Here is a 23,984-nt window from a genome sequence, read left to right as displayed (position 1 = left end):
ATTCACTCCAAAGGCAGGATCTTCAGCGCGAAGTCCTCACGCTGGATATCAAAGTTGGGGTTGGTGCAGGGATCACCCGCGGCCAGCAGGTCTCCCCAGCGGGCCTGGAAGCGGAGCACCTCGCCCTGGAAGCGCTTCTGCTTTTCGGGGTTGTCCTCGGTGCCGCGGCTCTTGCTCTCGTAGTGGTAGAGCTGGGCAAAGGGGGTAAACACGTTGGTGTAGCCCGCCTCCCGCACACGGACACAGAAATCCACATCGTTGAAGGCCACGGCATAGCTCTCGTCCAGGCCGTTCATCTCATCATAGATCTCTCTGCGGATGAGCAGGCAGGCGGCGGTATCGCCGTAAACATCCTGCACATAGTTCAGCCGCCCCATGTAGCCATCGGATGCCGCCGGAAAATACTTGTGCAGGTGGCCCGCCACGCCGCCGATGCCAAAGCCGATGCCAGCGTGCTGAATGGTGTCATCGGGGTAAAGCAGCTTTGCACCCACACAGCCCACCCGCTTCTGCTGGGCGTACATGACCATTTCCTCCAGCCAGTTGGGGGTGATGACCTCAGTATCGTTGTTGAGCAGCAGCAGGTATTCGCCGGTGGCATACTGCTCGCCAAAGTTGTTCAGGGCGCTGTAATTGAAGCCCTTGCCCTCCCAGGTCACGACCTTGAGGTTGTCCGGGTGTTCCTTCTGCATCCGCTCGTAGGCGCGGAAGGTCTCGGGCTGCTTGCTGTTGTTCTCGATAAGGATGAGTTCAAAATCCGGGTAGGTGGTGCGGGCATAGATGGAATCCACGCAGAGCTCCAGATCCCGGATGTGGTCGCAGGTGGGGATGAGGATGCTCACCCGGCCCGGGTGCTCAATGGTGTAATCGGTCTTGTAATAGCCCGGGGTGCCGGGGATGAGGGCAACATCGTCCACAGCGATCCCGCAGCGGGCATAGTGGGCCTTGAGGGCCGCAATGCCTGCGTCGATGCAGTAGGTCTTGGCGGAGATATCCGCCGCCGTGCTGCCGGGGCTGGAGCGCCAGTAATACAGGGCATGGGGAATGTGAACGATCTTCTCAGCCTGCTCCGTCAGGCGAAGGAACAGCTCGTAATCCTGGCTGCCGTTGTACTCCATCCGCTCGCCGCCGCCGGCCCGCTCCATCAGGGCGCGGCTGAACACGGTCAGGTGGCAGATGTAGTTATTGGAGCGGAGGTTGTCCAGCATGAAGTCGGGCTTGAAGTGGTAGAGCACCACATGCTCCGGCTTCCCCTCAAAGGTCGCCTCGTCGGTGTAGACAAAGTCGGCCTTCTGCTCGGCAATGGCCCTGGCCGCGTACCACAGGGCGCAGGGATGCAGCAGGTCATCGTGGTCCAGCAGGGCGATATACTCACCGGTGGCCATCTCAAAGCCCTTGTTGGTGTTGCCGGGGATCAGCTCATTCTTTTCCAGCTTCTGATACCGGATGCGTGCATCGGCCTTCGCACGGGCCTGCACATGCTGGCCTACGGCCTCGTCCTTACCGGCATCCACGCAGCAGAGCTCCCAGTTCTTGTAGGTCTGGTTCACCACGGAATCCAGCATCTCGTCCAGGAAATCCAGCGGGGTGTTGTACAGGGGCACCACGATGCTGATCTTGGGACCGGCAGGCTGATCGTTTGCCTGCCTGACCAGCAGCTCCACCGGGGCAAAGCGGTCGGCCCGCAGGAGGTTCCCCGGGAAGAGGGCGGCATATTCCCGCCTGGCGCGGGCGTGCTCCCGCACTCCCGAGATGCCGTCCCGGCGCAGCTCCCCCAGCAGGACGAAAAGCGGGAAGGTGTGCCAGATCTGGCGGCTCTTGCTGACAACATACCGCATGGGCCAGGTCAGCTTCCAGAAGGTAGAGCTGGTCACCTCGTTCAGGGTCTTTTCCAGGTTCTTGGCATGGCTGCGGCTCAGGGAAAGATCGCTGCGGAGCCGCTCAATGAGGGCAGCCTCCTCGTTGCAGGTGCGCTCGGCACGCACCATCCGGTCACGCAGGAGATCCAACTCCTTCTCATAGCCCGCGATCATCTCGGCGGTGGCAGGCTGGACCGTGCAGTACAGAGCCGACTGCTGGGCACGGCCCCGGCTGCGCCAGCAGAAATCCCGGTAGTAGCCCCGGCGGGCCAGTTCCTCGGCCCAGCCCTCAGCCACGTTGCTGCCGGTAAACACCAGCAGCACCTGTCCGGGCAGCTGCGCGGGCATCTCCACCCAGGCGGGGTCCTCCACCACCAGCAGGTCTGCCTGCCGGGCAGCCACTGTAAAGGGGTTGGCATCCACGCCCGCCCGGTGCAGGGCCTTTTCCAGTGCCGGGGTCTCGGCGTTCAGCACCGCAGCTGTTGCCGGGGCCAGCTCCTCCGCAATGCGCTGTGCCAGCAGGCGGCAGCGCTCCATGTCCTGCTTTGTTTCCTTTGCTTTCTCCAACTGCATTCCGACTTCTCCACTTCACTGGGCCATTCCGCCGCCCAGACGCATTTTTACAAACTATAATAGTATACCAGATTTCGTCCCGTTTGAGAAGCGCTTTTCCGCATTTCCTGCGCTTTCCGGTGCAAAATTTATTGCAGTCCCAGCAGGCTCCACAGCCAGCCGAACAGGCCGCCGTTCGAGCTGCCACTGCCCACCGTACCAAAGGACACGCCGGTATAGTAGTGGCGCAGGATGTCCCGGTAGCCCATGCCCTGCTCCTGCGCATAGCCCACCATGCCGCACTGGCTCATGCCCACACCGTGGCCGAAGCCATAGTAGTTCATGCAGGGGGTTCCGTTCTCGTCCGCGCTGAAATCAAAGCAATAACGGGAGGAAACGAACTGGCCGATGTAGCGGTAGCTCTTTCCGTTCGAGACAAAGGTATTGTACTGGACAAAGCCGCCCAGATCCTTATGGGTGGTGTCGGCGCTCTCGTAGGGCTGGCCGGTCTTACTGTCGTTATACTCGATGTAGCGGTAATCCTTGCCGATGATCCGGCGCATCAGGTTGTGATACTGCTCCTCGTAGGGGCTTTCCACGCTCTGCAGATAGGGCACATCGGTGCCCCAGGCATCCAGACCGGAGCAGGTGCCGTACACGCCGGTCTGGGTGTTGTACCCCGCGCTGGCCGACCACACTGCATCGATGACGCTGCCGTTGCAGGTCAGCACCTCGTCCTTAACCTCAGAGACTGCCCTGCGGATGGCGCTGCGGGCAGAGGAAGGGATCTGATCCACGGGGGTGTACACCAGCGCGTTGGCCGAAGAGCCGTATTTCTTGTGGTATTCCAGATAGGAGTGGATGGCCACCGCCTGCGCTTTCCACGCCTGCTGTGCCGCCGCGTCACTGACATAGCTGCCGATGGAGCCCAGCTCGGTGTAGGTGATGCCCACCAGACAGTCCTCAAGATCCAGGGTCACATTCCGGCGCAGGCCCTGCCCCTTGATGTTCAGGTAGGGCATGGTGATGGTATCGCCGGAGCCGAAGAGCCAGCTCAGGCAGTTTTCCTCCTCGTCCGGGATCAGAGTAGTGTTGGCACCGCCCATGGTGGTGGCACCGGCGGGCAGGGTGTCCCCTTCCGCTGCAAAGGCGGCAGGCACTGCCATGCAGAGCAGCACCACCGCCAGCATCAGCGCCGCACACCGGCGCGCAAACTTCGACATCCGTTTCAAGTTCCTTGTCCTCCTGCGTTCTGTATTTTATTCAGTTTAGCACAGTGCAGGGCCGCGGGCAAGGACTTGAATCAAGAAAACGCCGCCGGGCAGAGCCAAAAGCTCCACCCGGCGGCGTTTCACTGTTTCTATCTTACGCTTCCTGTCAGCGGCTCTCCCCGCGCTGTGCAAGGCGGGAGAAGCGCTTCTCCTTTTCGTCGTCCTTCTCGGCATCCTCAGCCGGGGCGGCGGGGGTCAGGCGCACCTCCGTCACGCGGCGCTTGGCGGTGCGGGTAACAACACCATCGTACTCGCCCAGGGTAAAGCGGTCGCCTACCTTGGGCAGATGGCAGGTCTTTTCCTGCACCAGACCGTTGACGGTATTGGAATCGATATCCTCTTCCTCCGGCAGGTCGAGCTCCTCATACAGATCATCGACGCTGGCAGAGCCGGACACCAGCCAGCTGCCGTCCGACTGCTTGCGGAAGTCCTCAGTGACCTCGTCGTGCTCATCCCAGATCTCACCCACCAGCTCCTCCAGGATATCCTCCAGCGTGATGATACCTTCGGTGCCGCCGTATTCGTCCACAACAACGGCCAGGTGGTGGTGCTGCTCCCGGAGGGTGCGCAGCAGCTGGGAGATCTGCGTGGAGCCCGTGGTATACAGGGTGGGCACCACCAGATCATCGATCTTGGTCGCCTTTTTCAGGCGGGCGATATAGAAATCCTTTTCATGTACCACACCAATGATGTTATCAATGGTACCGTGGTAGACAGGCAGACGGGAGTAACCGGACTCCGCAAAGGTCTGGGCCAGCTCCTCCAGCGGGATATCATCCTCCACAGCCACCACATCCACACGGGGGGTCAGGATCTCCTCCACCTCCACGTCATCGAACTCGATGGCGCTGCGGATGAGCTCGCTTTCCCGGTCGGTCAGTTCGCCGTCATTTTCAGCCTCGCTGACCATGGTCATCAGCTCACCCTCTGTGATGGTATCGGCCTCGCCGCTGTGGACAAAGTGGCCCAGCAGCTTTTTCCACTGGGTGAACAGCCAGGTCAGCGGGGTCATCAGGGCCATCAGGAGCACAAGGAAGGGCGAGACTGCCGTGGCCACCTTTTCCGGCATCTCCTTGGCCAGGCTCTTGGGAGTCACTTCGCCAAAGATCAGCACGATGATCGTCAGCACAATGGTAGACATCGTTGCGCCCCGCTCGGCACCCAGCATCTGGGTAAACAGGATGGTGCCGATGGAAGCGGCGGCGATGTTCACGATATTGTTGCCGATGAGGATGGTGGAAAGCAGCTTATCGTATTGCTCCGCCATGGCCAGCACCCGGGCGGCAGAGGAATCGCCGTCCTCGGCGCGGCTTTTCAGGCGGATCTGATTCAGGGAGGAAAATGCGGTCTCGGATGCGGAGAAAAAGGCGGAGAAACCCACCAGGATCACCAGCGCTGCCCAGAGCGTCATACTGCCATCGTCCATAATAAAGGAAAATCACACTCAACTTTCTGTTTTTTATTAAAGAACGGACTCCCTCAGTCTGCTTCGCAGCCAGCTCCCTCAAAGAGGGAGCCTTGCCGCACGGTCAGCCTCCCTCACCGAGGGAGGTGGCATCGCGCAGCGATGACGGAAGGAGTTCTTTCCTAGGGATACAAAAATGTGCTTTCCACCGTGGCTGTTCCGCGATGAAAAGCACATCAATGTTACTTGTTATAATATCATATTCCGCACCCCCATGCAAGCATTACAGCCGGCACAGAGGTACAAAACTGGTAAAACTGTGGAAAATCATTTCAGCACAAGGGCATTTCCGTCGTAATCCACGGTCAGGGTGCTGCCCTCGGCATAGCGGCCCTGAATGATCGCCTTGGCGATCAAAGTCTCCACCCGGCTCTGGATGAACCGTTTGATGGGGCGGGCACCATAGACGCTGTCGTAGGCAGAATCGATGATGTAGTCCTTGGCGGCGGTGGTCACGTCCAAATTCAGATGCTTGCCCTCGTCCATGCGGCTGCGCAGGTCTGCCAGCTGCAGATCCACGATCTTGCGCATCTCGTCCTTGGTCAGGCTCTTGTAGTAGACGATCTCGTCCAGACGGTTCAGGAACTCGGGGCGGAACTTGCTCCTCAGCAGCAGGTCGATCTGATGCTTTGCCTCGTCGCTGAGTTCGTTGGAACCCTGTGCCCGGCGCTGCTCCAGATCGTTCAGAATGATGTCACTGCCCAGATTCGAGGTCAGGATGATCACCGTGTTCTTGAAGTCCACGGTACGGCCCTGGCTGTCGGTGATGCGGCCATCGTCCAGCACCTGCAGCAGGATGTTGAACACATCGGGGTGGGCCTTTTCCACCTCATCGAACAGCACCACGCTGTAGGGTTTGCGGCGGACAGCCTCGGTCAGCTGGCCGCCCTCCTCATAACCCACGTATCCCGGAGGCGCGCCGATCAGGCGGCTGACGCTGAACTTCTCCATATACTCCGTCATATCGATACGCACCATGTTGCGTTCATCGTCAAACAGAGCCTGTGCCAGCGCCTTGGCCAGCTCGGTCTTGCCCACACCGGTGGGGCCGAGGAAGAGGAAGCTGCCGATGGGGCGGTTGGGGTTTGCGATCCCGGCGCGGCTGCGCAGGATGGCCTCGCTCACCTTGGTCACGGCCTCGTCCTGACCGATGACTCTCTTGTGGAGCACATCGTCCAGGTGCAGCAGCTTCTCGCGCTCGCCCTCCACCAGCTTCTCCACCGGGATGCCGGTCCAGCGGGCCACGATGCGGGCAATTTCCTCGTCGGTCACACGGTCACGCAGGAGGCTGTCCTCCTTCTTCTCGTTGGCCAGCTTTTCCTCCGCTTCCAGCTGTTTCTGCAGCTCGGGCAGCTTGCCGTATTTCAGCTCAGCAGCCTTGTTCAGGTCATACTCACGCTGGGCTTTCTCAATGGCGGCATTGGTCTGCTCGATCTGCTCACGCAGGGTCTGTACCTTGCCAATGGCGTTCTTCTCGTTTTCCCACTTTGCCTTCATGCTGCGGAACTTATCCTGCAGCTCGGCCAGTTCCTTTTCCAGCTCATGCAGGCGGCTCTGGCTCAGGGCATCGGTCTCCTTTTTCAGGCTGACCTGCTCGATCTGCAGCTGGGTGATGCGGTGGGCCAGATCATCCATCTCGCTGGGCATACTGTCCATCTCAGTCTTGATCATGGCGCAGGCTTCATCCACCAGGTCGATGGCCTTATCCGGCAGGAAACGGTCGGTGATATAGCGGTCAGAGAGGGTTGCGGCGGCGATCAGCGCATTATCGCTGATCTTCACGCCGTGGAACACCTCATAGCGCTCCTTCAGGCCACGCAGGATGGAAATGGTGTCCTCCACCGTGGGCTCATCCACCTGCACCGGCTGGAACCGGCGCTCCAGAGCGGGGTCTTTTTCGATATACTGGCGGTACTCGTCCAGCGTGGTCGCGCCGATGCAGTGCAGCTCACCCCGGGCCAGCATGGGCTTGAGCAGGTTGCCTGCATCCATGGCACCGTCGGTCTTGCCCGCACCCACGATGGTGTGCAGCTCATCAATGAAGAGGATGATCTTGCCCTCGCTCTTCTTGACCTCATTCAGGACGCTCTTCAGGCGCTCCTCAAACTCGCCGCGGTACTTTGCACCGGCCACCAGCGCGCCCATGTCCAGGCTGAACACGGTGCGGTTCTTCAGGTTCTCGGGCACATCGCCGCGCACGATCCGCTGGGCCAGACCCTCGGCGATGGCAGTCTTGCCAACGCCGGGCTCACCGATCAGGCAGGGGTTGTTCTTGGTCTTACGGGACAGGATACGGATGACGTTGCGGATCTCCTGATCACGGCCGATCACGGGGTCCAGCTTCTGCTTCCGGGCCAGATCGACCAGATCCTGGCCATATTTCTGCAGAGCGTTGTAGGTATCCTCGGGGTTGTCGTTGGTCACGCGCTGGTTGCCGCGCACGGCAGTCAGCTGCTGCAGGAACGCATCCTTCTTGATGTTGAAGTCGCGGAACAGCTCCGTGGTGTTCTGGGTCGGCTCATCCAGCAGGCCCAGGAACACATGCTCCACACTGACGTATTCGTCCTTCATGGCCTTGGCTTCCCGGGCGGCGGCGCTCAGGACTTTATCCGTTGCCTGCGAGATATAGACCTTGTCCGGGTCACGGCCGGAGCCGGACACCCGGGGCAGGGCTGACAGCTTTTCGGCCACAGCAGCGGCAAAGCTGCCCGGGTCCACGTTCAGCTTCTGCAGAAGCTGCGGGATCAGGCCCTGCTCCTGCGAAGCCAGGGCGTGCAGCAGATGTTCCGGCTCCAAAGCGTTGTGCTGGTACTCCACCGCCAGCTGCTGGGCAGCCTGCAGAGCTTCCAGCGTTTTCTGCGTATATTGATTGGTATTCATAGAATCGACCTCCATTCGTACCGGAAATGTTATTTCAGCAGTCTTTCAGATCGATTGCCATTTCATTTTTAGCACTCTATCTGTTCGACTGCTAAAACTATACTCCAAACACCCCACTTTGTCAATAGGGTTTTCGATGGTACGGCAACAATTCACAAATTGTTTGCAAACAAGACAAAAATGCCGCCCCGGCAGACCCGAAGCGGCACAAGTTCTCTTGATATGGGGGGCAGGACACTCAGCTCACCACTGCGCTTTCCGTCAGCGCATCGGTGACGGCATCCATCAGGGCAACCATGGTGCAGTAGTTCTCACCGTAGGTGCCGGTGTAGGAGGAATAGGTATCGATCTGCTCCTGGGTGGGCACGATGTCCAGTGTCTCGGCCACTGCCTGATAGAGCAGGGCCTCCTTGGAGTAGGTGGTGATGCTGTCGCTCATCCCCTCCAGCAGGGCATCGGCGTTCTCATAGCCAGCGGCGGTCTGCACAAAGCTGTCCAGATCGTAGCCGTAGTAGTTGGCCATGGTGTAGTAGTAGTTCAGGCACTGGTTCACCTGATAATCGGTGACCTCCTTGGGCAGCTCCTTGAAGGTGGAGTTTGCCAGCAGGTCGTCCATGATGGCGTTCTGCAGGTTGGTGTTGTAAAGCATCTTCTGGTAGAGCGCTTTCAGCTCCTCCACGGTGTGAACATCATCGCTCTCGCCGTAGTTCTCGGCCACCCACGCGTCGGTCAGCTCGGGCAGGACCTTCTCGCTGATGTAGTTCAGGGTAACGGAGAACACAGCCTTTTTGCCGCTCAGGACAACGGTGTTGCCCTCGGAATCGGTAGAATCGCTGTATCCCTCCGGGAAGGTCACGGTGACATCAAAGGTCTCGCCGGGGGTGTGGCCTACGATCTGATCCTCAAAGCCATCGACGAAAGTACCGCTGCCCAGGGTCAGGCTGTAGCCGCTGTAAGTGCCGCCGCTGAACGCAACGCCATCCACGGAACCGGCATAGTCGATGTTGACGGTATCGCCGTCCGCTGCGGCACGGTCCGTCACCTGCTTCTCGGTGGCGTGGTCGCTGAGCAGGCTGTCGATCTCGCTCTGGATCTCCTCCTCGGTGGGCTCGATCTCAGAACGCTTGAAGGTAAGGCTTGCAAAGTTCTCGGGCAGGGTGACATAGTCAAGCGCTTTCACGCCCTCCCAGTAGCCATTCTCGTCCAGACCGCTGCTGTAGGAGAAGTTCTCGTAATCGTAATCTTCCGCGCTGCCGTAAACAGCGGCGGCTGTGCTGGAAGCGGCAGAAGAAGAATCAGCGGACTTGGAGCAGCCTGCTGCGCCCAGCACCAGCGCACCGGCGCAGAGCAGGCAGACCGCCTTTGTGATGATCTTTTTCAAAATAAAGTTCCTCCTGTTGGAACACCGGCATCCCGCCGGGTTCAGATTCGGGTCGCATAGTACAGACCTTATTATAAAGGGCAAAAGTGAAAAAGAAAAGAATTTTGCAGAAATTCCACAAATAGAGCGCCGGGTTTGTCCGACTTTTGCGGGGCACCGACCGAAAAAGCGGCTTTTCCGGTGGAAATGCCCGCCCGGTTCTGTTAAAATAAAGGAGATACGAGAAACCCCGGGCGCTTCCTTCCGCGGGAAGCGCCCGATACAAACGGAGGAACACCCCATGGATTACAACAAAGCCGCCCTTGAAATGCACGAGACCCACCACGGCAAGGTGGGCATTACCAGCAAGGTGGAGGTCAAGACTCGTGATGACCTGTCTACCGCCTACACCCCCGGCGTTGCCGAGCCCTGCCGCAAGATCAAGGAAAACCCCGACGATGTTTATAAGTACACCTTCAAGGGCAACATGGTGGCCGTTGTCTCCAACGGCACCGCCGTGCTGGGCCTGGGTGACATCGGCCCCGAGGCTGGTCTGCCTGTGATGGAGGGCAAGGCCGTGCTGTTCAAGGAGTTCGGCGGCGTGGATGCCTTCCCCATCTGCATCGATGCCCACGATGCCGCCAGTGTGATCGCGGCCTGCAAGGCCATTGCCCCCACCTTTGGCGGCATCAATCTGGAGGATATCAAGAGCCCCGAGTGCTTCGAGATCGAAGAGACGCTGGAGCGGGAGCTGGATATTCCCGTGTTCCACGATGACCAGCACGGCACCGCCATCGTGGTGACCGCTGCCCTCATCAACGCCCTGCGCGTGGTGGGCAAAAAGATGGAGGACGTGCACATCGTCCTGAACGGCCCTGGCGCTGCCGGTACTGCCATCATCAAGATGCTGATGACCGCTGGCGCAAAGGATATCGTGGCCGTGGACCAGTTCGGCACCCTGTACAAGGGCTGCAACAGCGCCGAGGCCCACAAGAACTGGCTGGGCGAGGTGACCAACCCCCGCCAGATCAAGGGCGGCCTGAAGGAAGCCATCGAGGGAGCCGACGTGTTCATCGGCGTGTCCCGCCCCGGCATCCTGACCACCGAGCTGTGCAAGACCATGAACAAGGATGCCATCGTCTTTGCCATGGCCAACCCCACCCCGGAGATCATGCCGGACGAAGCCAAGGCAGGCGGCGTGCGCGTGATGGCCACCGGCCGCAGCGACTTCCCCAACCAGGTCAACAATGTGCTCTGCTTCCCCGGCCTGTTCAAGGGTGCTTTGAGCGTCCGCGCCCGCGATATCAACGACCAGATGAAGCTGGCCGCAGCCTATGCCATCGCTGACCTAATCACCGCTGCCGACCGCAGCGAGGAGAACATCATCCCCGGCGCGTTCGACCCCCGTGTGGCCGAGGCCGTGGCTGCTGCTGTGGCAAAGGCTGCCCGCGAGACCGGCGTTGCCCGCCTGTAAAGGGAGGAACACGAGATGAGGAACATCTCCGCACAAGCCATCACCGATGCCGTAGCCCGGCTCTGCATCGAGGCCAATACCCGCCTGCCGCAGGATGTGCAGGCGGCACTGGACAAGGCCCGGCAGGAAGAGCCCTGGCCGCTGGCAAAGAATACCCTGGACCTGCTGTGGTCTAACCTGAGCGCCGCCAGAGAAAAAGACCTGCCCATCTGCCAGGACACCGGCATGGCCTGCGTGTTCGTGGAGCTGGGCACCGATGTCCACATCGACGGCAGCTTTGAAGCCGCCATCCACGAGGGCGTGCGCCGCGGCTACACCGACGGCTACCTGCGCAAGAGCATCGTGGCTGACCCGCTGCGCCGGGGCAACACCGGCGACAACACCCCCGCAGCCATCACCGTTCATCTGGTGGACGGCGACGGCTGCACCATCACCGTGGCCCCCAAGGGCTTTGGCAGCGAGAACATGAGCCGCATCCAGATGCTCAAGCCCGCCGACGGCGTGGAGGGCTTCCGGAAGTTCGTGCTGGAGACCGTCCAGCTGGCCGGTTCCAACCCCTGCCCGCCCATCGTGCTGGGCATCGGCGTGGGCGGCAGCTTTGACAAGGTGGCCTATCTGGCCAAAAAGGCGCTGCTCCGCCCGCTGGATGTTCCCAACCCCGATCCCTACTATGCCGGTCTGGAGCGGGAGCTGCTGACCGCAATCAATGAGCTGGGCATCGGCCCGCAGGGCTTTGGCGGCCAGACCACCTGTCTGGGCCTTGCCATTGAGCAGATGCCCACCCATGTGGCGGGCCTGCCCGTGGCCGTGAACGTTTCCTGCCATGTCACCCGCCGCGCCAGCGCGACTTTATAAGGGTCAAACCTCTCCGTCAATGCTTCGCATTGCCACCTTTCCTAGTAGGAGAGGCCTTGGCAGCCGGGTAAAGCTTGCTGGATACGCCAGAGGCTCCCCTACCAGGGGAGCTGGCGGGCGCAAGCCCGACTGAGAGGTTGTACAAAGGAGAAACCTATGCAATATACCTTAACCACCCCCTGCACCGCCCAGGATCTGGCCCCCCTCAGGGCAGGCGATACCGTATTGCTCTCCGGCGTGGTATACACCGCCCGGGATCAGGCCCACAAGCGGATGATCGAAGCACTGGACCGGGGCGAACCGCTCCCCTTCGATCTTGAGGGCAGCGCCATTTACTATGTCGGCCCCACCCCGGAGCGCCCGGGTGAGGTCATCGGCTCTGCCGGCCCCACCACCAGCGGCCGGATGGATGCCATGAGCCCCCGCCTGCTGGACCTGGGCAACAAAATTATGATCGGCAAGGGCAAGCGGGATGCCGCTGTCAAGGAAGCCGTTGTCCGCAACGGCGCGGTCTATCTGGCCGCTCTGGGCGGTGCCGGTGCCCTGATGGCCAAACGCATCCAGACGCTGGAGGTCATCGCCTGGCCCGACCTCGGCTGTGAGGCCGTCCGCCGCCTGACCGTGCAGGATATGCCCCTGACTGTCATCCTGGATGCCCACGGCGGGGATCTGTATCTGGAAGGCCCGGAGGCCTACCGGAACCGCTGAGGAACAGCAGCCCCGGCTTCTGCTGAATGCTGTACATACGAAAAGGAGCTGTACCCCCGCGGGAGTACAGCTCCTTTTGCATTGCATTCTTTCTGATCAGCTGCGCTTTGCCAGCAGAGCCTCAATCTTCTTGATGGGATCGATGATGCTGGAAACAGACATATCGTGGTTCAGTGCTACCACAAAGTAGGCAGCATACTTGGAGACATCCACGTCAACATACCAGTCGCGGGTCAGCAGCTCGGGCTGGCGGTAGGTCAGGTTGGTGCCCACAACGTAGTCCAGCTTGCCATCGGCAACTGCCTGATCGAACTTCTTCAGGCCGCTGGTGAACAGCGGGAAGGTTGCGTTGGCAATGATGCGGGCAGCACCGCGCTCCTTCAGGTTGCCGGCAACCTCCAGCATGCTCTCGCCGGAAGCGATGATATCGTCGGCGATGAAAACAGTCTTGCCCTCAACGGAATCGCCCAGATACTCGTGTGCCACAATGGGGTTGCGGCCGTTCACCACGCGGGTGTAATCGCGGCGCTTGTAGAACATGCCCAGGTTGCAGCCCAGCACGCTGGAGAAGTACATGTTGCGGTTCATGGCACCCTCGTCGGGGCTGACCACGATGAACTTCTCCTTATCAAAACTGATCTCGGGGTTCTTCTTCAGCAGGCTCTTGAGCACCTGATAGGTGGGCATTGCATTGTCGAAGCTGAGCAGCGGCACAGCGTTCTGAACGCGGGGATCGTGGGCATCAAAGGTGATGATGTTGCGCACGCCCATGGTCTGCAGCTCCTGCAGAGCCACAGCGCAGTCCAGGCTCTCGCGAACCACGCGGCGATGCTGACGGCCGCCGTACAGGCTGGGCATGATAACGGACACACGGTGTGCCTTGCCGGCCACTGCCTGGATCAGGCGCTTGAGGTTGGCAAAATGGTCATCCGGGGAGAGGTGGTTCTCGTAACCGAACAGGTTGTAGGTAACGCTGTAATTGCCCGGATCGATAACGATAAAGATATCGTCGCCGCGCACAGACTCCCTGACCAGGCCCTTTGCGTCACCGCTCTGGAAGCGGGGGCACTCGCAGGGGATGATAAAGCTATCCTTCTCCACGCCTGCGGACTTTGCCCATTCCACCAGATGCTGGTCGATCAGCTTGGTCAGTTCCTCTGCACCGGGGCAGGCCAACAGACGCAGGTCTGCCACGCTGGGTTCCTGGAAAAATGCCATCGGATTGATCTCGTTGGACATACTTACAACTCCTTCAATGTTCCTGTTGTCTTGACGATGAAATCAGATGCTGAAAGCGCATATCTGTTTTTATTTTATCACAAAAAACAGATTTCGACACACCTAATTTCTGTCTTGGAGCCATTTTCTGCGGCTTGCACAGCTGTTGTTCAAAAACACGTTGGAGACTGTGAGTTTCACACAAAAAACCATCCTTTTACCTTCCTCTTCCCCTTCCCCCTGCCTGCTGCCCGGTGGTTCCTGCGCACAAACCCACAGATTTTTCATGTTTCAGTCGGTTTGTTTTAACAAACTTTTAGGGATTGCTTGCATCCCCCGGGAGAATGTGGTATTCTATAACAAACCGAACCGACGTGCGTTTTCAGCCCCGGGCCGGGAATCAAGAAGGCAGGAGGCCGATACCATGCAGATCCACCAATCCGCAGAAGATTATCTTGAAACGATCCTGATGCTCAACCAGAGGATGGGCCGTGTCCGTTCCATCGACGTGGTCAATGAGCTGGGCTATACCAAGGCAAGCGTGAGCATTGCCATGAAAAAGCTGCGGGAGAACGGCTATATCGCGGTGGACGGTGAGGGCAACCTGACCCTGCTGGAACCGGGCCGCGAGATCGCAGAGCGCATCTACAGCCGCCACCGCCTGCTGACCCACTTCTTTGTGCAACTTGGCGTGGACGAGGAGGTCGCCGCCGAGGATGCCTGCAAGGCAGAGCATATCCTGAGTGAGCAGACGCTGGAAAAGATCCGCGAATATGCCCTGCTCCACGACGCGCAGGACAGCGTAAAATAACCGAAATCATCAAAAAAATGAGACTGCCAGGCCTTGGCAGTCTCATTTTTTTGTCAGTAGCTGTCCAGCCCAAGGCTGACATCCAGTGCCTGATTCACCCGGCGCTGATCCTCAGGCGTGATCTGCCCGGCCCGCTCGCGCAGGCGGTGCTTATCCAGTGTGCGGATCTGTTCCAGCAGCACCACACTGTCCTTGGCAAGGCCGGTATCTGCCGCCCGGATGTTGATATGGGTGGGCAGGCGGGCTTTGTCCAGCCGGGATGTAATGGCCGCTGCAATCACGGTGGGGCTGTGCCGGTTGCCGATCTCGTTCTGGACGATGAGCACCGGCCGGATGCCGCCCTGTTCCGAGCCCACCACCGGTGAAAGATCGGCGTAAAAAACTTCTCCTCTGTGTACCTCCATGGAATCTTCCCTCCCTGATCTTGGAGGATGCGCCCGCTATGTGGTGCGTTTTGCGCATCCTCAGTCGCTCTGCCTTTAGTATGAGCCGACTGCAGGGCCGCTATGCACGCGCGGGCTTATTCCATTGTATGCAGCTGAGAAGTTCAGGTTTCCGTTTCCAGGATGCAGTATGCCATGGCCATGCCGTCTTCATGGCTCAGGGAGAGATGCGCCCGCAGGCCGCGTGCTTCCACCCACTGGGCGCTCCGGCCGGAAAAGTGATAGGCCGGTGCCCCGCCGGGCAGGCGGACGGCTTCGATCTCGCAGAGGGAGAAGGGCTCCCGCAGACCGGTGCCCGCCGCCTTGAGGAAAGCCTCCTTGGCCGCAAAATCCGCCGCCGCGCTGGCCACGGTATGGGCGGTGCGGCGGGCCGTGCCCTCTTCCTCTGCCAGAGGCAGGCTCAGTGCCGCCTGCTCAGCCGGGCCGAACACCCGGCGTGCAAAGACCGCGCCATGGGGGCCCAGCAGGCTCTTTTCCATCCGCGCAATGCTGCACAGGTCGCAGCCGATTCCGTAGACCATGAAAAACCTCCTGAACGGGAAAATTCGCTCCGTTCTTTTTACTCAAATTTTCAAAAATTTTTAGGCAAAGTGTGCAAATTCCAGCTTGGAATCTTGAAGTCAGCGTTCATTTCGTGTACAATGGGCTATAAGTTCCAATGACCTCTCGGAACGGAATGCGAGAGGGATACCGAAGGGGGTGCATTGCGTGGGCGACGCGACTGCTATTTTTTCGATCCACGACAAAAAGGACTACGAGATTCACGAGATCGTACAGCAGGTGTACGATGCATTAAAGGAAAAGGGCTACAATCCGGTCAATCAGCTGGTGGGCTATATCCTGTCCGAAGATCCCACTTATATCACCACATACAAGGGAGCCCGCTCCCTCATCCGCAAAGTTGACCGTGACGATCTGCTGCAGGCCATGCTCCGCAGCTACCTGAACGTCTGAGCCGCGCTTACACAAGTCCGCTGCCTCGCAGGAGGTGGCGGGCTTTTATTTTGGCCAGCAGGCAAAGATCTGGTTCACCACCGTCTCATACTCCCAGCCTTCCCGGGCCTTGCGCAGGGGCTTTTCCAGTGCGTCGGCCCCATCGAAAAGGTGGATGAGGTAGAACCAGTGGGCCTTCATCCGGCTCACGGCACAGCTGGCCATCCCAAAGGCTTCGGTGTAGCCGTGATAGAGTTCATCATGGTAGCCGCGCAGTTCTTCCCGGGAAGCGGCAGAGCCGCCCACAGCCTTGCGCAAAAGAGCAGGGTCTGCAATGAGGCCCCTGCCCACCATGATGCCCGACAGTCCCGGAAATGCCGCTTCCAGTGCCCGCAGGTCATCCACAGTGGTCACATCGCCGTTGTAGCAGACCGGAGCAGTGCAGGCGGGCAGGTAGGCAGCAAAGGCTTCCCGGTCGGCCTGGCCGCGGTAGAGCTGTTTCATCACCCGGGGATGGATGGTCAGCTCGCAGAGGGGGTATTTGTTGTAAACGTTCAGGATCTCCCCGAACTCCTCCGCCCGGGCCACGCCCAACCGGGTCTTGACCGACACCGGCCCGCCTGCCTGCGAAAAGACAGCGTCCAGAAAGGCATCCAGCTTCTGCGGGTCCCGGAGCATTCCGGAACCCTTGCCCTTGGCTGTCACGGTGCCGGAGGGACACCCGAAGTTCAGGTTGACCTCGGTATAGCCCATCCGGCGCAGTTCCCCGATCATCCAGGCCGCAAGTTCACCGTCCTTTGCCAGCAGCTGCGGGATGACCTGCACCCCCGGGTTGGCCGCCGGTTCCAGCTCAGCCATCTTCTTTTTGATGAGCACCCGGTTCTCCGGCGGCGAGAGAAACGGCGCATAGTACCGCACCGGTGCCTCCGGTGCACCGAACCAGCGCTGGTGGGCCTGCCGCCAAATGCGGTCTGTCAGCCCCTCCATCGGGGCGGCGTAGTAGTTCATAACAGTTCTCCTTGGAATTGATGGGATTATTGTAGCACAAAAAAAGCCGCCGCGCAAAAATTTCTGCGCAGCGGCTTGTGGGGTTATAGCTTATTCAGCAAACAGCGGGGTGGACAGGTAACGGTCGCCGGTATCGGGCAGCAGAGCAACGATCTTCTTGCCTGCGTTCTCGGGGCGCTTTGCCAGCTCCAGCGCAGCCCAGACAGCAGCACCGGAAGAGATACCCACCAGAACGCCTTCCTTGTGGCCGATGAGGCGGCCGGTCGCAAAGGCATCCTCATTGGTCACGGTGATGATCTCATCGTAGACCTTGGTATCCAGCACATCCGGCACAAAACCCGCGCCGATGCCCTGGATCTTGTGCGCACCTGCAACGCCCTTGCTCAGCACAGGAGAGGAAGCAGGCTCCACAGCCACGACCTTGACATTGGGGTTCTTGCTCTTGAGGTACTTGCCCACGCCGGTAACAGTGCCGCCGGTGCCAACGCCAGCCACAAAGAGATCGACCTGACCATCGGTGTCCTCCCAGATCTCAGGGCCGGTAGTCTCGATGTGTGCCTGCGGATTGGCAGGGTTCACGAACTGGCCGGGGATAAAGGCGTTGGGGATCTCCTTTGCCAGCTCATCCGCCTTGGCAATGGCACCTTTCATGCCCTTTGCGCCCTCGCTCAGGACCAGCTCTGCGCCGTAAGCCTTCATCAGCTGGCGGCGCTCCACGCTCATGGTCTCGGGCATCACGATGATGATGCGGTAGCCCTTGGCAGCGGCCACAGCGGCCAGACCAATGCCGGTGTTGCCGGAGGTAGGCTCAATGATCACGGAACCGGGCTTCAGCTTGCCGGTGGCCTCGGCATCGTCGATCATCTTCTTGGCAATGCGATCCTTGACAGAGCCGGCGGGGTTGAAGTATTCCAGCTTGGCCAGAACGGTGGCCTTCAGGTCGGCTTCCTTCTCAATATGGGTCAGCTCCAGCAGCGGAGTGTGGCCAATCAGCTGATCTGCGGAAGTGTAAATCTTGCTCATAGTAAAAGTCCTCCCTCTGCGGGCGCAGAGCCCGGGATGTTATTCTGACGCATTCCATATTTCCTGTAAACCAACATGGTTTGTAGGTTTGATGGTATTATAGTCCTCTTTTCCCCCTTTGTCAATGGAAAAACGAAAAAGCGATTGAAAAGTTACAAACCCTGTTGTATAATAGGTTTGTTAATGAGAAGAGGCAACCCCGCTATCCATGCCTGCGCATTGCCGCCCCTGACTGGGCCGCTGGCGCAAAGCGTCTGAGGGGTTGATAAGGAGAAAAGCTATGATCGTTTCAACCAAGGGCCGTTATGCACTGCGCGTAATGATCGACCTGGCCGAACACCAGGCGGAGCGGTATGTGCCGCTGAAGGAGGTCGCCGAACGGCAGGAGATCTCGGAAAAATATCTGGAAAACATCCTGAAGGTGCTGGTGCAGAACGGCTTTCTGGAAGGTCTGCGCGGCAAGGGCGGCGGCTACCGGCTGACCCGCACCCCCGACCAGTACACCGTGGCAGAGATCCTGCTGCTGACCGAGGGCAGCCTTGCCCCCGTGAGCTGCCTTGTGCCCGGTGCTCCCGCCTGCGAACGGCTGCCCAACTGCCGAACCTATACGATGTGGAAGGGCCTGAACGACATGATCGCCGACTACTTTGGCAAGATCACTCTGGCCGACCTCGCCGCACCCGATCAGGCGGGGAATGATTATATCATCTAAATGACAGAAACAAAGCCACGACAAAACCGCGCTTATAAACGGTTTATCGTGGCTTTTCTCGTGGTCGAGCAGAGCTGGACAAATCCGAACTATTTCCTGCCAATTCATCGGCAGCCAAAGTATCCTCGAAGCGGACGGTTTGAGAGCCGTCTTTATAATTGAACGTGATCAGCATTCTGTCATCGTAGAGGAAAATGGCGTTCACAAAGATCTCAATCAGTGCCTTGCGCTGCTTTTGCTGCGATACATCGAACTTTCTGAATTTCATCAACCAGAATCGGATGAAGTCAGCATTAAAGGAAGGCTTTCTTAGCTTTTCGTCAGCAATTTTGGCGGTCAGTTCATCCTTTTGCGCTTCCAGCGCATCCAAACGCTCTTTGGTCGTCCGTGTGAACAAGCCTTCCTCGATTGCTTTCATCAGGTTGTCCAGTTTTCGGTCCACTTCCCGGAGCTGTTTTTCCAGCAGAGGGATCGCGGTATTCTCCTGATTTTGGAAATCCATGACCAGCTGAACGATTCGTTCAATCACTGCATCATCCTGAATCAGCTTCATCGTCTCCTGAACGACCAGATTTTCCAACCACTCCTTCTGTACGGTTTTCTTGTTACAGCCTTTCTTCTTTTTGGCAGTGGCACATTTATAATAATAGTAGGTTCGCCCGGTAGCACTTGTTCCGCTCTCGCCGAACATCAATGCCCCGCACTTACCGCAGAACAGCTTTGTGGTCAACAAATATTCCTCATCTGCCTTTCCGCGAGCCGGAGCACGTTTGTTTTTCTCCATACGTTTTTGCACACGGTCAAACAAATCCTTGGGAACGATGGCTGGAATTGCATCCGGGACAACGGTATCCCGGAAAGAAAGTTCTCCAATATAGCGGCGGTTCTTTAACATGGTGTTCATGCTGCTGCACGTCAGCTTTCCACCCAGCATATTACGAACCCCTTTTTCGTTGAGGTAGTTCATGATCTCAACGATTTTTTCACCGTTGTCGTACCGCTGAAAAGCCTCCAATACAAGCGGTGAAATCAGCGGGTCGATGCGATAGAACTTATCTGCGTCGATTTTATAGCCAATCGTTCCTGTGCCGCCTGTGCATTTGCCTTTCAGCGCATTTTCGGTCTGGCCACGAATGACTTTTTCGGAAAGTTCCGCCGAATAGTATTCTGCCATACCCTCCAGCAGCGTCTCCACCAGAATGCCCTGCGAGCCTTCTGCAATCGGCTCCATGACCGATATCAGATGGACATTGTTCTTTTTCAGAATCATCTTGTAGTTTGCACTGTCAAAGCGATTCCGAGCGAAACGGTCAAATTTCCAAACCAAAACGATTTCAAACAACTTTTTATTGCTGTCCCGAATCATCTGTTGAAAATCCGGTCGATTGTCTGTTTTGGCAGAAAGTGCACGGTCGATATAGTGCCTGACCACTGTAATGCCGTTTCTTTCAGCATATGCTGTGCATTCCCGAATCTGGCCCTCAATGGATTCTTCACGCTGGTTGTCACTGGAATAGCGAGCGTAGATCACAGCATTCATGGAAAGCACCTCACTTTTACACATCATTGAACGAATGTACGTTTATTCAAGGCTGTTCTTCGTATAATGTATATACCATATTTTGCAAGGGAATGCAAGCTGTGTTTTTACTTGGATTCTTTGCTCTTTAATGTGCTCTTCCGATACTGCATCGGGCTCTGGCCGGTGGCCTTGGCAAAGCGGGTGGAGAAGTTACTGGCATCCCCGAAGCCTGCTTCCTGTGCGATCTCACTGATGCTGTGGTCGGTGAGCACCAGCAGCTCTTTTGCCTGTGTGATGCGGAAGTTGACCAGATAATTGTACGGCGTTGTGCCCATGTACCGCCGGAACAGGCGCAGAAAATAACTCTTGCTCATGTGCGCACTTGACAGCAGATCGGCAAGGGAAAGTTCCTGCCGGTAGTTCTTGCGCAGGGTCTCTGCCGCCTGCAGGATCAGCTGGCGGTTGGTGGTCATCTCCGCCTGCGCAAACAGGCTCTGTGCACAGAGGGCAAGCATCTCGTGCAGGGCAAGACCTGTCTGCACCATGCTGTCCACCGTGCCAAGCTCCATCTGCTCCAGAACAAGTTCAAACAATTCCTGCATCCTGACCCCGGTCAATTGGACCGGGGTCAGTTTTTTGTCCGGCAGAAGCAGCGGCTCCATGGCCGCAACACCGGCACCGTCCAGATGCACCCAGTAGTGGTGCCAGCAGCTCTGCCCCGGTGCGGTGCAGTAGCTCTGTGCCGTGCGGCAGTTGAGCAGCAGTGCCTGCCCGGTCTCCAGCACGACATGGTTCCCATCCTGCTCGATGAGACCGGCACCCCGGAGGGTGTAGAACAGGATATAGCTTTCTTTATCGGTGCGGGCGGTGGAGAACCGCTGTTGTGCATAGAATAGCCCCGCCTCGGTGCAGGAATAGGGCTGTGCACGCTCCGCTTCGCTGAGCGTCGTGCGCTTCCAGATGCTTTCCGGGGTCACATCCATGTTGTAAGTCAGCATTTTTCTCCCGCCTTTCTGCTTCCAGTATAGCGGCTTTTACCCTGTGATGCAAGAGTGGACTTTTCACAAAGAATGCGTCACCTTTGCGGATGGAATCCGCCTTTCCGGGCCGCTATACTGGTACCGGAAAGAGACAGAAGGAGGCGCACTATGCACGAAAAATTTCTCGCCATCGACATCGGCGCATCGTCCGGGCGGCATATCATCGGCTGGATGGAGGACGGGACCTTGCAGACCGAGGAAGTCTACCGCTTCCCGAACAGTGTCCGGCGGGTGGACGGCCACCTGGAATGGGACATCGACAGCCTGTTTGCCAACGTGAAACAGGGCATCAAAGCGGCTTTTGCAAAGTACCCCGCCATCAAAAGCCTGTCCATCGACACCTGGGCGGTGGACTACGTACTTTTGAAAAAGGAACAGCCCCTTTATCCGGTCTATGCTTACCGCGACGGCCGGACACAGGCCGTTCTGGATGAGGTGCACGGCATCCTCCCGTTTGAGAAGCTCTACGAGCGCACCGGCATCCAGTTTCAGCCATTCAACACGGTGTATCAGCTGTATGCGGACAAAAAAGCCGGGCGGCTGGCGCAGGCAGACGATTTCCTGATGATTCCGGAATATCTACTCTGGAAACTCTGCGGCGTCAAGGCCCGTGAGTACACCAACGCCACCTCCACCGGCCTTGTCAACGCCCAGATCAGAGAATACGACCCGGAGATCCTCTCTGCGCTGGGCTTGCCGGAAACCATGTTCCCGCCGCTGACCGCACCCGGCACGGTGCTGGGTCCGCTGAAGCCGGAGATCGCCTCCGAGGTGGGCGGGCAGACCAACGTGGTGCTGTGTGCCACCCACGACACTGCCAGCGCGGTGGAGGGCATCCCGATGGAGCAGGGGGAGGCACCGTTCCTTTCTTCCGGCACCTGGAGCCTGTTGGGTGTCAAACTGGCACAGCCGGTCACCACTCCAGAAAGCTGCAAAGCAAATTTCACAAATGAAGGCGGCGTGGGCTACATCCGCTATCTGAAAAACATCATGGGCTTGTGGATCATCCAGTGCGTGCAGAAGCAGCTGGGCATCTCCTTTGCGGAGATGGTGGAGCTGGCAAAGGCCAGCACCTACACCCGCATTTTTGATGTGAACGATGCGCGTTTCTCGGCTCCGCAGGATATGAGCGCGGAAATCAGAGCTGCCCTTGCTGAGACCGGTGCACCGCCTGCCACGGACGCTGACCTCATCAACTGCATCTATCATTCGCTGGCGTACTGCTACGGCGAAGCCTACCGTGAGATGGAAGCCGTCACCGGGCAGCACTGGGACAAGCTCTACATTGCAGGCGGCGGCGCCAAGAATGCCACCCTGAACGAGCTGACCGCCCATTATACCGGAAAACAGGTCGTGGCCCTGCCCATTGAGGCGACCGCCATCGGCAACCTGAAAATACAGATGAACATCCACTAAGGAGGACAAATTATGCTGGTTGAAACCAAAGCCCGCGTTGGCGTGTTCGCCATTGCGCTGGGTGCCTACCTGCCCCAGTTCCCGACCCTCGTGCCCGAATTTGAGCAGCAGTACGCTGCCTTCAAAAAGACCATCCCGGACACCGTGGAGGTCATCGACGGCGGCATCGTCACCACCAAAGAGCTGTCCATGGCGGCGGGTGATAAGTTCCGCGCTGCAGATGTGGACCTGGTGATCCTGCAGCTGCTGACCTACGCCACTTCCTACAACATGCTGCCTGCTGTGCGGGATCTGGATGTCCCGGTCGTGCTGGTGAACGTCCAGAAGAAGAAAGCCCCGGACTACGCCAACACCGATACGCCCACCTGGCTGGGTGAATTGTACGCCTGCGGTGCCGTGGGCGAGATGGTGGCCGATCTGGAGCGTGCCGGCAAGCGTCATGCCGTCATCACCGGTGTGGTAGAAGGCGGCGACCCGCAGGTGCAGGCCGAGATCGAGGACTGGTGCCGTGCGGCTCAGGTGCGCCGCCGTTTCCGCGACACCAATCTGGCCCAGATCGGCCGCCCGTATCCCGGTATGATGGACCTGTACATCGACGAAACGAATCTCTACAACCGGATGTGGCTGTATACCAAGCAGTTCGACTGGGAAAAGATGTGGGCCATCGCCGACAACATCACCGACGAAGCTGCCATCCGTGCCAAGGCAGAGGATATCCTGAATACCTTCGATATCGAAGGCGGCGGCACGGTGGAAAAGGTCTGGGAGATGGCAAAGTATGTCGTCGCCTTTGAGCAGTGGGTCAAGGACGAGAAGATCGCCTTCATCGCGTCGCATTACGATGGTTTTGCCAAGGGCAAGGCCGGTGTGCTGGACAGCATGCTGATCCCGGCCTTCTCCATGCTTATCAAGCAGGGCGTTGCCTGTGCCGTGGAGGGTGACATCAAGGTGGCTATGGCCATGTCCATCCTCAAGACCATTGCAGGCTGCGGCCAGCTGAGTGAGATGTACTCCATCGACTTTGACGAGGATATCTGCATCATCGGCCATTCCGGTTCCGGCGATGCCGACATTTCCGAGAAGAAGCCCACCATGAAGATCGTGCCGGTGTTCCACGGCAAGACCGGCGGCGGCTATCTGACCCAGTTCTATCCGCACCTTGGCCCCGTGACCTATCTGGGCATCACGCAGGACAAGGACGGTCACTTCAAGTTCGTGGTGGCCGAGGGCGTCAACGAGCCTGGCCCCATCTTCACCTTTGGTGACACCAACATGCGCACCCGCTTTACCTGCGGGGCACGGGAGTTCTGCAACCGCTGGAGCGAGGCAGGCCCCACCCATCACATGGCTGCTGCCACCGGCCGCCACATCGATACCATCCTGAAGGTGGCAAAGATCTTCAATATTCCGGTGGACGTCATCACCCGATAAGCT

General features: G+C 58.6%; 20 protein-coding genes. 8 read left to right on the top strand and 12 right to left on the bottom strand.

What is annotated here, in order from left to right:
* Nucleotides 1-2: 2 nt before the first annotated feature.
* The 5 genes from MTP40_RS02790 to MTP40_RS02770 all read right to left on the bottom strand — a co-directional run bounded on the left by MTP40_RS02790 (nt 3) and on the right by MTP40_RS02770 (nt 9,408).
* A complete protein-coding gene (locus MTP40_RS02790) occupies nt 3-2,432 on the bottom strand; it encodes a glycosyltransferase family 2 protein (RefSeq protein WP_249259780.1) in 2,430 nt (809 codons plus the stop codon).
* Between the two features lie 128 nt (nt 2,433-2,560).
* Nucleotides 2,561-3,634: a sporulation protein SpoIID gene (locus tag MTP40_RS02785; protein WP_249260081.1), complete on the bottom strand. Its 1,074-nt coding sequence runs from the start codon at nt 3,632-3,634 to the stop codon at nt 2,561-2,563.
* 154 nt (nt 3,635-3,788) lie between these two features.
* Nucleotides 3,789-5,108, bottom strand: a complete 1,320-nt coding sequence (locus MTP40_RS02780) for an HlyC/CorC family transporter (protein ID WP_249259779.1) — start codon at nt 5,106-5,108, stop codon at nt 3,789-3,791.
* A 306-nt stretch (nt 5,109-5,414) separates the two neighbouring features.
* The gene (gene clpB, locus MTP40_RS02775) at nt 5,415-8,027 is read right to left on the bottom strand and encodes an ATP-dependent chaperone ClpB (protein WP_249259778.1); all 2,613 of its coding nucleotides are present in this window, start codon (nt 8,025-8,027) and stop codon (nt 5,415-5,417) included.
* A gap of 238 nt (nt 8,028-8,265) precedes the next feature.
* Entirely contained in the window at nt 8,266-9,408 is a 1,143-nt protein-coding gene (locus MTP40_RS02770) for a trigger factor (protein ID WP_242700922.1), read from the bottom strand.
* A gap of 280 nt (nt 9,409-9,688) precedes the next feature.
* On the opposite strand from MTP40_RS02770, the gene MTP40_RS02765 reads away from it, so the two are divergent.
* From MTP40_RS02765 to MTP40_RS02755, 3 genes are all read left to right on the top strand, one after another.
* Nucleotides 9,689-10,861 carry an NAD(P)-dependent malic enzyme gene (locus tag MTP40_RS02765; RefSeq protein WP_249259777.1) on the top strand — a complete coding sequence of 391 codons (1,173 nt, stop codon included), beginning with the start codon at nt 9,689-9,691 and terminating at the stop codon, nt 10,859-10,861.
* Between the two features lie 15 nt (nt 10,862-10,876).
* The gene (locus tag MTP40_RS02760) at nt 10,877-11,716 is read left to right on the top strand and encodes a fumarate hydratase (RefSeq protein WP_207684804.1); all 840 of its coding nucleotides are present in this window, start codon (nt 10,877-10,879) and stop codon (nt 11,714-11,716) included.
* Nucleotides 11,717-11,872: 156 nt separating this feature from the next.
* Entirely contained in the window at nt 11,873-12,424 is a 552-nt protein-coding gene (locus MTP40_RS02755; protein ID WP_207684805.1) for a Fe-S-containing hydro-lyase, read from the top strand.
* A gap of 96 nt (nt 12,425-12,520) precedes the next feature.
* Here the strand turns inward: MTP40_RS02755 and MTP40_RS02750 are convergent, their stop codons facing one another.
* Nucleotides 12,521-13,663: a ribose-phosphate pyrophosphokinase gene (locus MTP40_RS02750; RefSeq protein WP_097772746.1), complete on the bottom strand. Its 1,143-nt coding sequence runs from the start codon at nt 13,661-13,663 to the stop codon at nt 12,521-12,523.
* Nucleotides 13,664-14,066: 403 nt separating this feature from the next.
* Between MTP40_RS02750 and MTP40_RS02745 the strand changes: the two genes are divergently transcribed.
* Nucleotides 14,067-14,453, top strand: a complete 387-nt coding sequence (locus tag MTP40_RS02745; protein ID WP_035395062.1) for a metal-dependent transcriptional regulator — start codon at nt 14,067-14,069, stop codon at nt 14,451-14,453.
* A gap of 53 nt (nt 14,454-14,506) precedes the next feature.
* Here MTP40_RS02745 and MTP40_RS02740 read toward each other — a convergent pair whose 3' ends face one another.
* Nucleotides 14,507-14,857: a type II toxin-antitoxin system PemK/MazF family toxin gene (locus MTP40_RS02740; protein ID WP_005936458.1), complete on the bottom strand. Its 351-nt coding sequence runs from the start codon at nt 14,855-14,857 to the stop codon at nt 14,507-14,509.
* Nucleotides 14,858-15,000: 143 nt separating this feature from the next.
* Nucleotides 15,001-15,417, bottom strand: coding sequence for a holo-ACP synthase (locus MTP40_RS02735; RefSeq protein WP_249259776.1), 417 nt, complete (start codon nt 15,415-15,417; stop codon nt 15,001-15,003).
* A 187-nt stretch (nt 15,418-15,604) separates the two neighbouring features.
* Between MTP40_RS02735 and MTP40_RS02730 the strand changes: the two genes are divergently transcribed.
* Entirely contained in the window at nt 15,605-15,850 is a 246-nt protein-coding gene (locus MTP40_RS02730; RefSeq protein ID WP_005936452.1) for an IreB family regulatory phosphoprotein, read from the top strand.
* Nucleotides 15,851-15,895: 45 nt separating this feature from the next.
* Here MTP40_RS02730 and MTP40_RS02725 read toward each other — a convergent pair whose 3' ends face one another.
* Both MTP40_RS02725 and cysK read right to left on the bottom strand, forming a co-directional pair.
* The gene (locus MTP40_RS02725; RefSeq protein ID WP_249259775.1) at nt 15,896-16,837 is read right to left on the bottom strand and encodes a tRNA dihydrouridine synthase; all 942 of its coding nucleotides are present in this window, start codon (nt 16,835-16,837) and stop codon (nt 15,896-15,898) included.
* A gap of 90 nt (nt 16,838-16,927) precedes the next feature.
* Nucleotides 16,928-17,860: a cysteine synthase A gene (cysK, locus tag MTP40_RS02720; RefSeq protein WP_005936447.1), complete on the bottom strand. Its 933-nt coding sequence runs from the start codon at nt 17,858-17,860 to the stop codon at nt 16,928-16,930.
* 280 nt (nt 17,861-18,140) lie between these two features.
* Here cysK and MTP40_RS02715 point away from each other — a divergent pair, with 280 nt between their 5' ends.
* Nucleotides 18,141-18,572 (top strand): RrF2 family transcriptional regulator, encoded by a 432-nt coding sequence (locus MTP40_RS02715; RefSeq protein ID WP_005936443.1) that lies wholly within the window; start codon nt 18,141-18,143, stop codon nt 18,570-18,572.
* A 43-nt stretch (nt 18,573-18,615) separates the two neighbouring features.
* Here the strand turns inward: MTP40_RS02715 and MTP40_RS02710 are convergent, their stop codons facing one another.
* Nucleotides 18,616-20,112, bottom strand: coding sequence for a recombinase family protein (locus tag MTP40_RS02710; RefSeq protein WP_249259774.1), 1,497 nt, complete (start codon nt 20,110-20,112; stop codon nt 18,616-18,618).
* A gap of 107 nt (nt 20,113-20,219) precedes the next feature.
* Nucleotides 20,220-21,092 (bottom strand): AraC family transcriptional regulator, encoded by an 873-nt coding sequence (locus MTP40_RS02705; RefSeq protein ID WP_249259773.1) that lies wholly within the window; start codon nt 21,090-21,092, stop codon nt 20,220-20,222.
* A gap of 150 nt (nt 21,093-21,242) precedes the next feature.
* Between MTP40_RS02705 and MTP40_RS02700 the strand changes: the two genes are divergently transcribed.
* Together MTP40_RS02700 and MTP40_RS02695 are read left to right on the top strand one after the other, a co-directional pair.
* The gene (locus tag MTP40_RS02700; protein WP_154256237.1) at nt 21,243-22,550 is read left to right on the top strand and encodes a rhamnulokinase; all 1,308 of its coding nucleotides are present in this window, start codon (nt 21,243-21,245) and stop codon (nt 22,548-22,550) included.
* Nucleotides 22,551-22,562: 12 nt separating this feature from the next.
* Nucleotides 22,563-23,981 (top strand): arabinose isomerase, encoded by a 1,419-nt coding sequence (locus MTP40_RS02695; protein WP_249259772.1) that lies wholly within the window; start codon nt 22,563-22,565, stop codon nt 23,979-23,981.
* The last annotated feature ends 3 nt before the right edge of the window (nt 23,982-23,984 follow it).

This window comes from Faecalibacterium sp. IP-3-29, from assembly GCF_023347335.1.
In the GTDB taxonomy this organism is placed as follows: Bacteria; Bacillota; Clostridia; order Oscillospirales; family Ruminococcaceae; genus Faecalibacterium; species Faecalibacterium duncaniae.
Note: the sequence above shows the minus strand (reverse complement) of the source record. Positions and strands in the feature narration are given on the sequence as shown.